The sequence below is a fragment of the Candidatus Zixiibacteriota bacterium genome, assembly GCA_040756055.1.
Classification (GTDB): Bacteria; Zixibacteria; MSB-5A5; order GN15; family FEB-12.
The window spans coordinates 680317-694873 of sequence record JBFLZR010000002.1; the positions used below are offsets into that span (position 1 = coordinate 680317).

Below are 14557 nucleotides of genomic sequence, written 5' to 3' on the forward strand. Positions count from 1 at the left end.
AGTTACGCAAAAAAACCGGCGATAGACTCATTTCTATCGCCGGTAAAGTTAGGCAAAACTATAGTTTGAAAAAACTATTTTTTCTTGCGGACCACCCGCTTTTTCGAGGCGGTTTTGGCCGACTTTGTAGTGGTCGGTTTCACGGCCGGTTTAGCCTTGGCCGGCTTTTTAGCCGCGACCCGCGTGGCCGTCGGAGCTTTCACCGTGGCATGCTTCCAGCCGTACTTGGTGATAAACTCTTCCGTCAGGCGGCGAGCCTCATCATCGGTATACTGGACCGGAGGAGACTTCTTGAAATACGATGACGGCTCAATCAGGGCGCCCGATAGACCATTGTCCAGAGCCAGTTTACAGCACCGGATAGCGTCGATAACGACACCGGCCGAGTTCGGCGAATCCCAGACTTCCATCTTCATCTCGATATTCAGCGGCACATCGCCGAAAGTCCGGCCTTCCATGCGGATATAAGCCCACTTGCGATCATCGAGCCAGCTGACATAGTCCGACGGTCCGATGTGAATGTTGTGGGCGCCGATATCATAGTTGAGCTGGCTGGTCACCGAACAGGTCTTGGAAATCTTCTTGGACTCCAGACGCGAACGCTCCAGCATGTTCAAAAAGTCGGTGTTGCCGCCCACATTGAGCTGACTGGTGCGCTCCAACCTCACGCCGCGATCGAGGAAAAGACGGGTGAGTATACGGTGCGTGATAGTGGCGCCCACCTGCGACTTGATATCATCACCGATAACCGGCAGACCTTTCTCTTTGAAACGGTTCTGCCAGTACTGCTCCTTGGCGATGAAGACGGGGATACAGTTCACGAAACCGCAGCCGGCCTCGAGAATCTGCTCGACATACCACTTGGTGGCCTCTTCCGAACCGACCGGCAGATAGCTCACGACTACATCGGTCTTGGTGTCCCTGAGAAGCTTCACGATATCAACCGTGTCGCCGGGGGCTTTTTCGATAATCTGGGAAAGATAGTACCCCAGACCATCGTGGGTCATCCCGCGCTGGACAGTAACGCCGGTTTTCGGCACCTTCGCGAACACGTAAGTGTTGTTCGGCTTGGTGTAGATAGCTTCAGCCAGATCCTTGCCGACTTTGTTCTTGTCGATATCGATAGCCGCGGAGAACTCGATGTCGCGGATGTGGTAGCCGCCCAGGTTGACGTGCATCAGGCCGGGCACGAAATCATCGTCCTTGGCCTTCTTGTAATACTCGACACCCTGCACCAGTGATGAAGCGCAGTTGCCGACGCCTATAATGGCAACTCTTACTTTGCCCATAAATCAGATTCCTTTCTAGAAGTGGAAGTTAACACGCTTACACCGGCAATACTAAAATCAGGCGCGACCCGTGTCAAATATTTATTGACTCTTTAGATATATAGTTTATATCTTATGACTAAACAGTCATATTGGAGTAATATTGTGCCGTTAATACCACTTGATGAAAACCTGATCAGCGAACTGGTAAGCCGCGGGATCGTGGCGGATACTTTCCGAAGGCTCCCCGCCGACAAGAAAAACCGCATTTACCGCGTGGCGATAAACCTGTTCGGCGAATACGGCTATGACGGCCTGGCCATAGACCAGCTCTGCCAGCAGGCGGGGATTTCCAAAGGTTCCTTTTTTCAGTATTTCCCCTCCAAGACACATCTTTTGGAGTTTGTCATTTTGGTGTTCGATGACTACCTCGCCAAGTGGATCGCCGAAATTAGAGCCAGCGAGACAGCCGTGCTGGCGCGCGACCGGCTTTTGTATGTTTATCAGGCGATGGTGGTCAATTCGAAACTGTTTCGCGATGAAGAGCGGTTTTTCTTGTTTATCACCGGCGCGATGCAACACTCGGCGGTGGCCCTGGAGGGAATCGACCCGCAGCGGCATATCTATGATTACGTGGGCGAGATTATCGAACGGGGTGTGCAGACCGGTGAGATACGCCGGGATTTTGAGGTTGAGACGACTGCTTATCTGGTGTCGCTGATAATCGAGGGTCTGGTTCGCCGTCAATTTACCGACAAGAAACTATACCGGCGTCAGACAGAGGAATATTTGGTTTCATTTCTGTTTGACGGGATAAAAGCGTAGCAAAAGTAGGTCGGATGAGCGTCGCGAAGTAGAAACCCGATATCAATCCTCTACGCGACGACGACTCCCGTAATTCTCAATACAACCTTGCGCCGAGCACGGCTTCGTGAACCGGACTGGTCAGGGAAATCCCTCCACCTACTTTATCGACACCCAGCACCAGAACTTCAGAGAGAAACCCGGCGATGTTTTTGGGCGCAAAATTGACCACTGCCAGGCACTGCCGGCCCAGAAGGTCTTCGGGGGTATAGTCTTCTTTGTACCGCCCCGATGACTGCTTGACGCCTATTTCCGGCCCGAAGTCGATTTTGAATTTGTAGCTGGGGAACCTGGCCCGTTCAAAATCGGTAACTTCGATTATCCTGCCCACCCGGATATCGACTTTTTCGAAATCCTCAAAAGATATTGTCTTTTCCATACCTCAATATAGGTAATGGTCAAGTGAGGCGGAAATGGTATATGAGTTATTTGTCTCCGAAGTCCCATAATCGTCCCAGGTTAGCACATCCGGTTGAGAGCGAGTGTAATAGGCCCTTATTGAGAAAGATGTGGAAATCGCTATCCGGTAAGTGAGCCTGCCGTCGAAACGCAGAATGTGATTGTCCCTTTGATCGGTGGTCCAACCATCATAAATTTTGTCAGGGTCATATTTGATCTTTTCATACATGTAATTGGCGCCGAATGACAGCCATGTCCGCGAATTATAAATGTAATCCGTGTTGGCATCGAGCACGAGCCGGTACTGCTTCTCTATTTTACCTTCGTTGGAGCGGGTATATGTGTCGCTAGAGTACACATGTTCGCCGTCGCTGTATTGTGAGTCTCTGTATCGCGTGGTCCGGTAGCTCCGTCCCTCGCGCGACGCAAAAAAGTATCTCCAATCGGCTGATAAATCGAGTTGCCACTGACGTGAAAGCGGGCGGGAGTATTCGGCCAGGCCCCTGAAGTAAACATCACGCGACCAAACTGTCTCCGTTGTGGATGTATATTCGAACAGGTTCGACCAGGAAACAGTGTCGATGTCGCCGGCGATCCGTTCATCGCTCCAGGTTCGTACCCTGGTCATAAACTCATCTTCCGATATGTTAGTGCGATACCAAGAATACTCATATCCCGGTCCGGCGCTGAATCTCAGTCCAAACCGCCGAGCATAGGTCGGGAAATAATCCCAGACATCCTCAATCAACAGATGACCATAGTACCCGGACGCATCGGAGATTCCCCGCTCGACAAAATAACCAATTATCTCATCGAAAGTCTCGATCCTGCGGATACGCTTGTCGACCGCATGTTCCAGGCGATTCTGATATATCAGCTCTGTCAACTCAAGCATTTCGTCACGCGTTGGCTCGCGAAGCAGGGCGCCGTGCGAGCGAAGTTCCTCGATCATATAAAGGGCGGTGGACGCATAATCACCAACGTACATCCTCCCCCAGCCGGGCATAATATCGATAGAAATCTGATAGTCTTTTCGTATATAGGAACTCTCGGTCAGGCGGTCGTCTGTGTAGGTCGATTTCGAAGTATCAGTATACTGAACCGTCTCTTTCCAGTAATCTGTCTCTCCGCCCGGTCGCTCCCGGTAGCCGAGGAGGAGAGAGATGTCGGCCGATGCAAAGAAGTCGCCAAGGAGGTAACGCCCCCAGTTCACGCTGGGCCTGACATCAGCCTCAAGAGTTTTTTCAAAGCCATCCTCTTGCGTTACGCTGTACCCCGCCGGGCAGCAGTCATAATCCTGGTATCTCGACTGGTTGGTGTTGTTGTACAGGTACGAAGCACTCAGGCCAAGCCTCCCCGTAAAGAATTGGGTCAGAGTCTCGTACCGGTAATTGAGATCAGTGGTGAAATCGTTGTCCCAATATGCAGTCGTTCGGTTCGTTGTCGAGATATCACTTCTATAATCCTCCGGATAGATAAGGTCTCGTCCGTAATCGCTCCCACTCAGTCCGATACTCCCGCCGAGTCGCCACTCAAAGTCCTCAAACCGCTCCGGTATGTAATCGGTAATTTTGAATTCATCAGTGTCCTCGGCCTTCACCGAGCCGGCCGATATTAACGCCATCAAGGCACAAAACAGCGTTACTGTGATAGACAGCTTATGCATGAAGCTTCTCCCCTCGCATTAATGGTTTTGATCCAAATGTACTGCGTGCGATATAGCCGGATCAGGCTTACCTGAAAAAAGGCGACATCTTGCTACATATTATACAACCGATGTCGCCAGGTTCCAATTTATTTTTTGACGGGCGGGAACAGCCCCCGTTGTTGCCCTAGTCCATTAATACAAATAATGCTCGATCGCAACCGATAGAGAAAAGCGATCCCGGTTCGATAATGTTGTCCAATCGGTTCGCGACTTTCGCCTTTCGTAGTCTACCGCCGCCACCAGTGTCGTAGGTATCGCAAGCCGGTATTCAACTTGACCGCCCAGGTTGATTTTCCAACGGTATCCGATGTAATCGTAGTAGTAGTGATCCAGACTCAAAACCACACTGGTGCGGGAATTCGCGATATAAATCAAATCAAAGTTGGAATTGGTTTCCAATTCCCACTTCTGCTCACACTCACTTGAGCTAGCGCTGCAATCGGAGGGTGGTTTCTTGCCTATCCAGGACAAACGCACATAAGTCGCGGTAATTGTAGCATCAAATTGCCACTTTCGAGACAGCGGGTTGAATCCTTCGAACACACCGACCAGCCGATGACGCGAGTAGTCATTCTCGCGGGAAGAGTATGAATACGTATCATAAGAGTCCCAAATGAGGGTGTCCACTACGTCCGTTGAGTCGATAATTGACCGAATCTCCCGATAAGAAAAGTATTTTTCCTGCGCGTTTTCCCTGTGCTCGTGCCGGTAGTCTTCCCGAAAGCCAAGGCTCGCACGACAGCCAAACCGCCTGCGTGTTGTGGGGAAGTAATCCCAGACATCCTCAACAAGGAACTTCCCATATCGCGCTTCTCCAGCCAGCAGTCCGTTGTCGGCAAGAAAGCCGAGTATCTCGTCGAGACTTTCCTGTCGTCGAATCCTTGTGTCAACGGCATGCTCGAGGCGATTGCGACGCACAATCTCGCTGAGATTAAGCACTTCTTCAGGTGTGGGATCCCTGAGCAGGTAGTCATGAGACCGCAATTCCTCGACTATGTACAAAGCGGTAGACGCGTAGGTCCCTTCATATATGTGACCGTACCCAACCGCGAGATCAACAACCGCGCGGTACTGGCGATCAATTTCTGAGATCTTTGTTCTTGAGTAGTCGCTGGTGCGGTAGATATACGGATCCTCTAGTTCGGTTCTTACGTAGGTCTGTGCCGACACATAGTCCGGCATCTCCCGGTAATAACCCGATAGAAATATCTCTCCCGAGACGAAAAATTCACGCAACCAATAGATGCCAGCCCGGGCATCCAGACTGCTTGAAAGGCTGTAATATTCACTTTTCGTCCCTCCACCTACAGTTCTAGAGTAACTCTCCGAATCACGATGTTCTGTGGATGATGCGTCTGAAGTCGTTCTGCTGTACGTTACGCCGCCGCTGCAGCTCAAATTCAGGAAATGGCCAATGGTCTCATGGTCGTACCATAGGTTACTACCAACCGAAAGTCCGTACGAATGTCGGTTGTCGAAGGATTGGCGAACTGTCTCTGTCATTACTCGTGCATCCCCTGAATACTGATCAGAATAGCTACCAGACATAGAAGCAGCTCCGTTGACTTTCCACTCTAAGTCCCTGAAGTAATCCGGTATGTAATCCTCAATCTTAAAATCCAGACTATCGGCAAAACATTGGCCGCAGAGCGAGGCATAGACAACCCCGATTATGCCTATCAGCAAAAGCCTTCTCAGCATGGTCTTCTCCCCTGAGATATGTCAGTTGATAAGTTTATGTACTGCGTTTACCGGCTCCAAAAAAGAGACTGGCCGGGAAAAGCGACTTGATTGTAGATATTATAATAAGAAAAGGCCAAAGCCGCAGGAGCATTGTCGAGGTCTCCGCTGCCGAGATTGGCAGGATCTCTCCCGCAACGCGGGAGACTCTAACGAGCAGGGATCCTGCCCTACAAAGCCTAAAACCCGAACCGATCCATGGCGATAATCTCGCTCAACTCCTTGCGGGTGCGCGGGGATTCGTCTTTTTTGCGCGTGCGTTCATCGAGAAGGTCTATCGGGCCTTCATAGCCAAGCGCTATCACGGTGATAACATGGTATTCATCGGGAACGCCCAGCGCCTCTTTCATCTTGAAAGCGTCATACCCGGCCATCGGGTGCCCCATCAGCCCTTCATCGACCGCCGCCAAAAGTAGCGACAAAGTCGCCATGCCGCTGTCGAACTGGTAATATTTAACAGGGTCATCCTCGCGCGTGTAATCATCGGCTTCCCGCGCGCACATCACCACAATCACCGGCGCTTTTGACGCCCACTGGTTGCCCTTCGAGAGAGCCAGTGCGGCCCTTTCATGCTGCGCCTTATCTCGTACGAAAATCACCCGCCAGGGCTGGTTGTTGTTGCACGATGGCGTCCAGCGGATAATTTCGAAAATGCGGTCGAGAACATCCTGCGGTATCGGTTTGTCCAGATAGGCGCGTTTACTGTGCCGTTTGAAAAAGATGGAGTCTTGCATAGCGGCTCCTTCTGTATGATTTGAGAATTCTTCGGTCGTTAGCCGTTGACGGCCACTTTGACTTTATAATCGGATTTGGCCAGAAGTTGTTCCTGACGCTCGCGAATCATCGCCTCGGTCATCTCGAAATCCGGCCCGACATTCTCGATCATAATCGATGAAGTACACGACGCGTAGCATCCGGCCTTGCGCAAATCGCCGCCGGTTTTCAGATACTCGAACACGAATCCGGCCATGTAGGTATCCCCCGCCCCGGTAGCATCGACCAGATCAATCTCGAACGGAGGAATATCGATGAAATTAGCGCCATCGTAGATGATAGACCCAAGCTCGGCCAGCGTGACGATTACAATCTTCGGCCCCCATGATTTGATAATGCGGGCGGCCTCGTATGGATCCTTCCGGCAATCAATACCCGTGAGCACTTTTCCTTCGAGTTCGTTGGGCTTGACAATATCAAAGGCGCCCAGTGCCCTTTCAATACCGTCGACTTTTTCATGATAGATGCGATTGGAATCATCGGCGCCGCGCAAAAGCCCCTGAGGGTCGCAGAAGAACAGACCGTCAAAGTTGGCGCGAATCTCTTTTATCTGTTCGAACGATACCTCGCCGAGAATCGGGCCGATCAGCACCGCTTTGCAGTCGTGGTACCACTCTTTACTGATGTTCGAAATATTATTAGCGCGTCCCAGTAAATCGAGCGTGCGGTTGCCGAAATCATCGTAATAGATCAGCGAAAATCCTCCGGTCTCTTTCGATGGCGTGATCTCATACTCGATACCGTATTTCTTGAGATCCGCGACAAACCTGTCTCTGTAATCATCGCCCACCGCCCCGACCAGTTTTACTTTTTCGCCCATTTTCGAAAGCGCCAGAGCCGCGTTGGTGGAACATCCGGAGAGAATTCTCGTCTGCGTGTTGACTTTTTGAGTCTTGATATAATCGTAAACCGGGTTGCCGATAGCGGTGATCACTTGACTGCCTTTCTGGTTTGCTTGTCGGGGGTTGATAGATTCATCGGTCGAGCCGGTTTTGCTGATGCTGCGCCATCGCGTAAGAAACAGGCATCGCCGGTCAGACTTCCTTTTTGTCGCCGAGAATTTTGTGGGTATAGACCAGACGTTGAACGGCGGTGATGACCGATGTCACGCCGACGATAATAAGCGCGAACTCCAGCCATCCGCCGCGCGGCCAGGTGCCGGTGGGAAGAAAGTGCTCAACAATCGAGCCGGCGATAATGAGAATAAACTTCTCCAGCCGTCCCATAATACCCACCGCGCAGTTTTCCATTTTTCCCATCGACTCGGCCGCCGCGCGGGTGTAGCTGGCGATAAGCATGCCGAACAGCGCGAACAGTCCCCACCCGGGGTGAACCGCGCCCGACATAGTGATACCGGCCAGAATGAAAAACTCGCCGTAGCGATCGGACACGTGATCGAGGATACCGCCGAACACCGTGCCCATGTTGCCGGCCCGCGCGGTGGAACCATCGAGCATATCCGTGAAGGAAGTTAGAATCATCCAGAACACGCCCCAGAGCATCTGGTCTTTCCAGAAGTATATCCCTGAGACAATCGCGCAGACGAGCGAGACAGCCGTGATGAAATTCGGCCGAAGGCCCATCTTCACGCAGGCGCGGCCCAGGACGAGCGATGATTCCTCGTAGAATTGTCTTTTGCGCTGATTTATTCCCGGCAAGAGCTACAAATCCTTTTGTCTTAAAATTTCAGACAAATATATGGTCTTTTCAGGCGGCCGTCAACGCCCATAATGGATTATTAGCTGCATCAATGGCATTGTAGGACATAACGTTAACCACAATCCCGATAATTCGGCCGGGAGCAGGGGACATCACGACCACACTGACAGGCGGCTTCAGTTTGAGATTGCCCGAACATTAATCGTTAATTGACATTCTTTGGCTTTAGCAGAATATTGACCGCGATGTTTATCGACTATGTTGAAATCGAAGTCGCGGCGGGCAACGGCGGTCACGGATGTATTGCTTTCCGCGCGGAGAAATATGTCCCGAAGGGCGGCCCCGACGGTGGCGATGGCGGTCACGGGGGCAGCGTCATCGCCGTAGCCGACCCAAACCTTCGCACCCTGCTCGATTTCCGTTACAAGAAAAAATACAAGGCGGAAAACGGCCAGCCGGGCAGCGGAAGTCTCAAAACGGGCAGGTCCGGGCAGGATACTATCCTGAAACTGCCCGTAGGGACCATCATCAAGGACCTCGATACCGGCGAAGTACTCTTTGATCTGGATGAGTCGGGAGTCGAATTTGTAATCGCCAAAGGCGGCAAAGGCGGTCATGGAAATGCGTTCTACAAATCGCCGGTAAACCAGGCGCCGCGCAAGGCGCAGGATGGTGTCCCGGGCGAAGAACGCCGGGTCTCACTTGAATTGAAACTCCTGGCCGATGTCGGCCTGGTGGGGCTTCCCAACGCCGGCAAGTCCACCATACTCTCCGCCTTCTCCAAAGCCCGTCCCAAGATAGCCGATTATCCTTTCACGACCCTGACACCAAAGCTCGGCATCGTGCGCCTTCGCGAATTCAAATCGTGCGTAATGGCCGACATCCCCGGTCTCATTGAAGGAGCCTCCGAAGGCAAGGGGCTGGGTCATCAATTTCTGCGTCACATCCAGCGCACGGCGCTGATAATTTACGTGATCGATATCAACGAGCTCGATATCGTCGAGACTCAGAAAATACTCAGGCAGGAGTTGAAGAATTTCGACAAGCAGCTCGCGAAAAGGCCATCACTGGTCGTCATCACCAAAGTTGACACCCTCACCGAAAGTGACTTGAAAGATATTTCGGCCGAGTTGCCTTCGGACTATATTTATATCTCGGCAGTCACGCGTCACAACGCAAACGTTTTCCTTGAGGCAATAGAGAGAGAACTTGACAAACAGCGATCTTAAAAAGCATCTGGCGGACATTATTGGCCTGCTGTCCATTCCGGGTATCGGTCGCGGGCGATACCATCGCCTCGTCAAAGAGTTCGGCTCGGCACAGGCCGCGCTGAAGGCGTCGCGCAGCAAGCTCGAAAAGGTGAGCGGCATATCGCGCGCCCTGGCGGATGAAGTCAAAACCAAATATGATCCTGAATCGGCGCGTCAGATGGCCGCTCGAGTGATACAACTCGGCTGGACCGTACGCTTGTTCGCTGAAGACGGTTTCCCCCGTCGCCTGACGAACATCCCCGAAGCGGATTTTCCCCCCGTGTTATTCACGCAGGGTGATACTGATTTCGAAGCGCCCGCGATCGCTATTGTCGGCACCAGACATCCCACCGAGCAGGGGAAAATCTTCACTTATAATCTCGCCAAAGCGCTTGCAGAAGCCGGGATTACGGTGGTATCGGGGATGGCTGATGGTGTCGATGCTGCGGCTCACAAGGGAGCGCTGGACGCCGGCGGCAAAACGGTAGCAGTCTGGGGAAGTTCGCTTGATATCGTCTATCCCCCTTCGAACAAAAAGCTGGCCGAGAGGATAAAAACCTCCGGCTCCGTTGTCTCCGAGTATCTTCCCGGCACCTCGCCCGAACGCGCCCACTTTCCCGAAAGAAACCGAATCATCTCGGGACTTTCCGATGGTGTCGTGGTGGTTGAGGCCGGCCGCAAATCGGGCGCGCTGATTACCTCGGAGCAGGCCCTGAGTCAGGGACGGGAGTTGTTCGCTGTGCCCGGTCAGCCGGGCTCGAAAATGAGCGAAGGCACCAATGACCTGATAAAAAAGGGCGCGCGGCTTTTGACCTCGATTGATGATATTTTTGATGAACTGCCGCGGCTGAAAGGTGTTGTTTTAACTAAGAAATTCACGCAATTGCCCGATATGACAGACATCGAGAAGAAAATTGTCGATCAGTTTTCAACGGGTCCGCAGCAGATTGACCAACTGGGCCGAATCCTCCGGCTTCCGGTTACCGACCTGATGGAGGTTCTTCTCGCGCTGGAGCTTAAGGGCGTAGTCCGGGAACTGTCCGGCAAGAGATTCATTCTCTCCGAAGAGTATGTATGATTAAGAAAGCAACCACGATTGTCAACAAGCTGGGCCTTCACGCCCGACCGTCTGCCATGCTGGTAACCGCGGCTTCGAAATTTGAATCCGAAGTCTTCATTACCAAGAACGGGCTGCGTGTCAACGCCAAGTCTATCATGGGTGTAATGATGCTCGCGGCGGAGCAGGGGTCCGAAGTAATTGTCGAGGTCAACGGCAGCGATGAAGAACTGGCTCTGAAGGAAATCCTCAGAGTGATCGAGTCCGGCTTCGGCGAAATGGACTGATATTGCACTTGCCTTACCCGTTTAACCACATTTACATTATTTTGATAAGGAATTAGCCTTTTTTGCACAGAGCGCCACATGAACACCACGCGAAAAATCATTAAAGGAATCCCCATCTCGGGCGGCATAGTCCTGGGACACGCCCGGGTGATTCTTCCGGGCGACCTGGACATCACCGAGGTGTGGATTACATCTTCGCACATCGACGACGAGATTGAGGCTCTGGAAAAGGCTGTCGAGACGACCAAATCGGAGATTCACGATCTTCTGGAATCGGCCGGACGCAAGCTTGGCGGACCGGTGGCGAGAATATTCGATGCTCAGCTTCTGATAGCCGATGACGAGCAGTTTCTTGAACAGGTGAAAAAGGAAATCAGGACCCGCCGACGCAACGCCGGTTTTGTCTATAATCAGTTGGTCAGACAGACCACGGCTCCCTTGAAGAGTTCTCCGGACGAGTATATGCGCCAGATGGCGACCGATATCGAAGCGGTGGCGCAGCGCGTCCTTTCTCATCTCAAGGGCAGCGATAAATGTGATCTCAAATTTTCGCCGAATACTATTCTGGTGTCGAAGATGTTGACGCCCGGTGATGTGCTGTCGTTTCGTCAGCGCAAGGCCATAGGCTTTATCGTGGGTGAAGGCGGCCCCAACTCGCATATGGGTCTTATCAGTCGCGCCTTGCGCCTGCCCGTGGTGCTCGCCAGGGATGCTTACCTTGAGATCGAAAACAACGCCGACCTGATCATTGACGGAACCTCCGGCGAAATAATCGTCACCCCTTCCGAGGCTGACTGGACCGAGTACCAGAAACGCCGCAAACGCCAGGGACCCGCCGCCATCACAAGGATACGCAAGCTCACCCCTGTGCCGCCGGTAACTGCCGATGGCAAGGTGGTCAATGTCGGCGCCAACCTGACTCTTCGCGGACCGGCCGATGACATTCTCTCCGAACAGAAAATACCGGTCGGCCTGTACCGTACCGAGTTTCTTTACCTGGCTCATTATGATTTCCCCGACGAGGACACTCAGTATGAATATTACTATCAGATCGCTCAGAAGTACGCCAAAACTTATGTCGTCCTGAGAACATTCGATCTCGGCTATGACAAACTGATCGCCGATAACGCCTGGCTCCAGGAAGACAACCCGGCGCTGGGATGGCGCGGGATGCGCGCCATGCTTGAAATGACCGATGTCTTTAAAACCCAGATCAGGGCGATGCTTCGGGCCTCTACGCTGGGAAATGTGAAGATTCTGCTGCCGATGATAACCGATGTTTCGGAGCTGGAACAGGCGAAAAAACTCATCTCGCAGGCTAAATTCAAGCTTCGCAAGGAGAAAATTCCTTTCGATGAGAATATCGAGGTGGGCATCATGGTCGAGGTACCATCGGCGGCCATGACAGCCGACACGCTGGCGAAGAAGGCCGACTTTCTATCGATAGGCACCAACGATCTCACGCAATACGCGCTGGCGGCGGACCGGATGAACAGCCGCGTCGCCAACCTCTACAGCGCCTTTCATCCCTCGGTGCTCAGACTGGTCATGATGACGGTTGAGGCCGCCAAACAAAACAACAAGCCGGTATCCATCTGCGGTGAACTCGCCGGTGACCTCACGGCTCTGCCGCTGTTTATCGGCATGGATGTTGATCTGTTGTCGATGAACCCGGCCAGGATATTCGACCTGTGCCGGCTCGTCAGGAAAGTCGATTCATCGCTGGCCCGGCATCTTCTGTCATCGGTGCTCACCAGCGACTCACAACAGCAGGTGGTAACGATGCTGCACAACTATCGAACGGAACTCGAAAAGAAAACAACATTTAGAAAAAGGAAGTGATACTTTGTCGATTCTCGATGACATAGAAAAAGTACGATCGGTGGATCCCGACAACATGTATAACGCCATTTTTGATTTGCCCGAGCAGATGGCCGAGGCGCTCAAAATCGCCAGGTCCTGGAAGTTTAATCGCGGCGACTTTGCGGATATAAAAAACATCGTTGTCATCGGCATGGGCGGCTCCGCCATCGGCGGTGATTTGGTCAGGTCGCTTCTTTCGCCCATGTTGCTCGTGCCCTTCGAAATCTGCCGCAATTACACCCTGCCGGAATATGTCGATGACGAAACGCTCGTTATCGTGTCCTCATACAGCGGTAACACCGAGGAAACTCTTTCGGCGCTCGACGACGCTCTCAACCGCAAAGCTATGGTGGCCGGCATCACCACCGGAGGAGTTCTGTCCGATGTAGCCAGGCTGAACGACTTCCCCCTCGCTATCGTGCCTTCGGGACTTCAGCCCCGCGCGGCGCTCGGATACTCGTTCGTACCGCTCTTGGTATTCCTGGAGGCCATTGGCCTGATCAAAAATGTCGCCGGAGACATCGAAAACGTAATCAGTGAACTCAAAAAGTATCGCGAAGACTATATCGAAGACACTCCGACCGAATCCAATCTTGCCAAACGGCTGGCAGAAAAAATACAGGGCAGGATCGCCATTGTGTATGGCGGACCGACCCTTACCAGCGTGGTTGCGGTTCGATGGAAGGGGCAATTTTGCGAGAACGCCAAAAACCTCGCCTTCGCCAATCAGTATCCCGAATTCAACCACAATGAGCTCGTGGGATGGTCCGAAACCGTCAAACCGTTCAGGGAATACCTCGTGGTCCTGCAGCTTCGGGATAAAGATGACCACCCTCAGGTCGCTAAACGCATGGATATAGTCAAAGAATTGATTGGCGAACACAAGGTCGAGGTTATTGACGTCTCATCGAGGGGAAATTCCCCCCTGACGAGAATGTTCAGCCTCATTCAACTGGGCGATTTTGCTTCTTACTACCTGGCGGTACTCAACGATATCGATCCATCGCCGGTAAAAGTTATCGCCGCTCTGAAAAATAAACTGACCTGAAATTGAACATTTTTGTCCGGGCCGCACCCCAAAGATGCCTTTGCCCGCCTTTGACAGGCGGGCTTTTTCTTGTCCCTGAGCAAGATAGGCCCGCACCACCCTGAATTTCTGGAGCTCTGGGGCCCGGCCGCCGGCCAGCCGAATTTCTAGAAACCTGTTGACACAACTTAAATTATCGGTTATACTTAAGCACAGTTGGGATGCGTAGCATATCCAAATTCACACACCCGCTGGTACCCTCCGCCATACACCATAGAGAAGAGTAGAGACATACGCCTATAAGAACCTTTAACCAAGGAGTCTTCCATGAAACGCCTATTAACCATTCTGGCGTTGATGCTGGCGCTGTTTGCATTTGCATGGGGCGCCGCGTTTTCCGCTGACATTGAAGATCCCGATGATCACACCTGGGGTGGTGAACAGTCGGGCGAACCGGGGCAGTACCGCCACACCAACTGTGGCAGCGAAATCACAGCCTCGGGTGTTTTTGCCATCGACATAATGGTCTATCAGACCATTTCCTACGACAAACTCAGATCGCTTTTTGACAGGAGCCGACGCGCCGACGATCTCTATCAACGCACCGATGATGGGGTCGTTTATAATAACCGCGCAAGACAGGTATCTGTTAAATAACTGC

General features: G+C 52.4%; 14 protein-coding genes. 7 read left to right on the forward strand and 7 right to left on the reverse strand.

Annotation, left to right across the window (positions count from 1 at the left end; translation table 11 throughout):
* Window positions 1–74: 74 nt before the first annotated feature.
* On the reverse strand, window positions 75–1289 hold the full coding sequence (locus AB1483_06235; protein MEW6412059.1) for an inositol-3-phosphate synthase: 1215 nt from the start codon (window positions 1287–1289) through the stop codon (window positions 75–77).
* 144 nt (window positions 1290–1433) lie between these two features.
* Between AB1483_06235 and AB1483_06240 the strand changes: the two genes are divergently transcribed.
* Window positions 1434–2093 (forward strand): TetR/AcrR family transcriptional regulator, encoded by a 660-nt coding sequence (locus tag AB1483_06240; GenBank protein ID MEW6412060.1) that lies wholly within the window; start codon window positions 1434–1436, stop codon window positions 2091–2093.
* Window positions 2094–2169: 76 nt separating this feature from the next.
* Here AB1483_06240 and AB1483_06245 read toward each other — a convergent pair whose 3' ends face one another.
* From AB1483_06245 to AB1483_06270, 6 genes are all read right to left on the reverse strand, one after another.
* Window positions 2170–2511: a tRNA-binding protein gene (locus tag AB1483_06245; protein MEW6412061.1), complete on the reverse strand. Its 342-nt coding sequence runs from the start codon at window positions 2509–2511 to the stop codon at window positions 2170–2172.
* Between the two features lie 3 nt (window positions 2512–2514).
* The gene (locus tag AB1483_06250) at window positions 2515–4197 is read right to left on the reverse strand and encodes a hypothetical protein (protein MEW6412062.1); all 1683 of its coding nucleotides are present in this window, start codon (window positions 4195–4197) and stop codon (window positions 2515–2517) included.
* Between the two features lie 174 nt (window positions 4198–4371).
* Window positions 4372–5940 (reverse strand): hypothetical protein, encoded by a 1569-nt coding sequence (locus AB1483_06255; GenBank protein ID MEW6412063.1) that lies wholly within the window; start codon window positions 5938–5940, stop codon window positions 4372–4374.
* Between the two features lie 218 nt (window positions 5941–6158).
* On the reverse strand, window positions 6159–6713 hold the full coding sequence (locus AB1483_06260) for a nitroreductase family protein (protein ID MEW6412064.1): 555 nt from the start codon (window positions 6711–6713) through the stop codon (window positions 6159–6161).
* Between the two features lie 38 nt (window positions 6714–6751).
* Window positions 6752–7687: a PfkB family carbohydrate kinase gene (locus tag AB1483_06265; protein ID MEW6412065.1), complete on the reverse strand. Its 936-nt coding sequence runs from the start codon at window positions 7685–7687 to the stop codon at window positions 6752–6754.
* Window positions 7688–7787: 100 nt separating this feature from the next.
* Window positions 7788–8411, reverse strand: coding sequence for a CDP-alcohol phosphatidyltransferase family protein (locus tag AB1483_06270; protein ID MEW6412066.1), 624 nt, complete (start codon window positions 8409–8411; stop codon window positions 7788–7790).
* 246 nt (window positions 8412–8657) lie between these two features.
* On the opposite strand from AB1483_06270, the gene obgE reads away from it, so the two are divergent.
* The 6 genes from obgE (at window position 8658) to AB1483_06300 (ending at window position 14553) form a co-directional block, all read left to right on the forward strand.
* A complete protein-coding gene (obgE, locus tag AB1483_06275; GenBank protein MEW6412067.1) occupies window positions 8658–9641 on the forward strand; it encodes a GTPase ObgE in 984 nt (327 codons plus the stop codon).
* Entirely contained in the window at window positions 9622–10740 is a 1119-nt protein-coding gene (dprA, locus tag AB1483_06280) for a DNA-processing protein DprA (GenBank protein MEW6412068.1), read from the forward strand. Before obgE ends, dprA begins: the two co-directional genes overlap by 20 nt.
* On the forward strand, window positions 10737–11006 hold the full coding sequence (locus AB1483_06285) for an HPr family phosphocarrier protein (protein ID MEW6412069.1): 270 nt from the start codon (window positions 10737–10739) through the stop codon (window positions 11004–11006). Before dprA ends, AB1483_06285 begins: the two co-directional genes overlap by 4 nt.
* 78 nt (window positions 11007–11084) lie before the next feature.
* On the forward strand, window positions 11085–12848 hold the full coding sequence (ptsP, locus tag AB1483_06290) for a phosphoenolpyruvate--protein phosphotransferase (GenBank protein ID MEW6412070.1): 1764 nt from the start codon (window positions 11085–11087) through the stop codon (window positions 12846–12848).
* Window positions 12849–12852: 4 nt separating this feature from the next.
* Window positions 12853–13917, forward strand: a complete 1065-nt coding sequence (locus tag AB1483_06295) for a bifunctional phosphoglucose/phosphomannose isomerase (protein ID MEW6412071.1) — start codon at window positions 12853–12855, stop codon at window positions 13915–13917.
* A 306-nt stretch (window positions 13918–14223) separates the two neighbouring features.
* Window positions 14224–14553: a hypothetical protein gene (locus tag AB1483_06300; protein ID MEW6412072.1), complete on the forward strand. Its 330-nt coding sequence runs from the start codon at window positions 14224–14226 to the stop codon at window positions 14551–14553.
* Window positions 14554–14557 lie beyond the last annotated feature (4 nt).

Excerpts from the sequence above, each read along its gene's own strand:
- AB1483_06300 (MEW6412072.1), top strand. The coding sequence starts at position 14,224 with ATGAAACGCCTATTAACCATTCTGGCGTTGATGCTGGCGCTGTTTGCA.
- AB1483_06255 (MEW6412063.1), bottom strand. The coding sequence starts at position 5,940 with ATGCTGAGAAGGCTTTTGCTGATAGGCATAATCGGGGTTGTCTATGCC.
- AB1483_06285 (MEW6412069.1), top strand. The coding sequence starts at position 10,737 with ATGATTAAGAAAGCAACCACGATTGTCAACAAGCTGGGCCTTCACGCC.
- obgE (MEW6412067.1), top strand. The coding sequence starts at position 8,658 with ATGTTTATCGACTATGTTGAAATCGAAGTCGCGGCGGGCAACGGCGGT.
- AB1483_06260 (MEW6412064.1), bottom strand. The coding sequence starts at position 6,713 with ATGCAAGACTCCATCTTTTTCAAACGGCACAGTAAACGCGCCTATCTG.
- AB1483_06250 (MEW6412062.1), bottom strand. The coding sequence starts at position 4,197 with ATGCATAAGCTGTCTATCACAGTAACGCTGTTTTGTGCCTTGATGGCG.
- ptsP (MEW6412070.1), top strand. The coding sequence starts at position 11,085 with ATGAACACCACGCGAAAAATCATTAAAGGAATCCCCATCTCGGGCGGC.
- AB1483_06245 (MEW6412061.1), bottom strand. The coding sequence starts at position 2,511 with ATGGAAAAGACAATATCTTTTGAGGATTTCGAAAAAGTCGATATCCGG.
- AB1483_06235 (MEW6412059.1), bottom strand. The coding sequence starts at position 1,289 with ATGGGCAAAGTAAGAGTTGCCATTATAGGCGTCGGCAACTGCGCTTCA.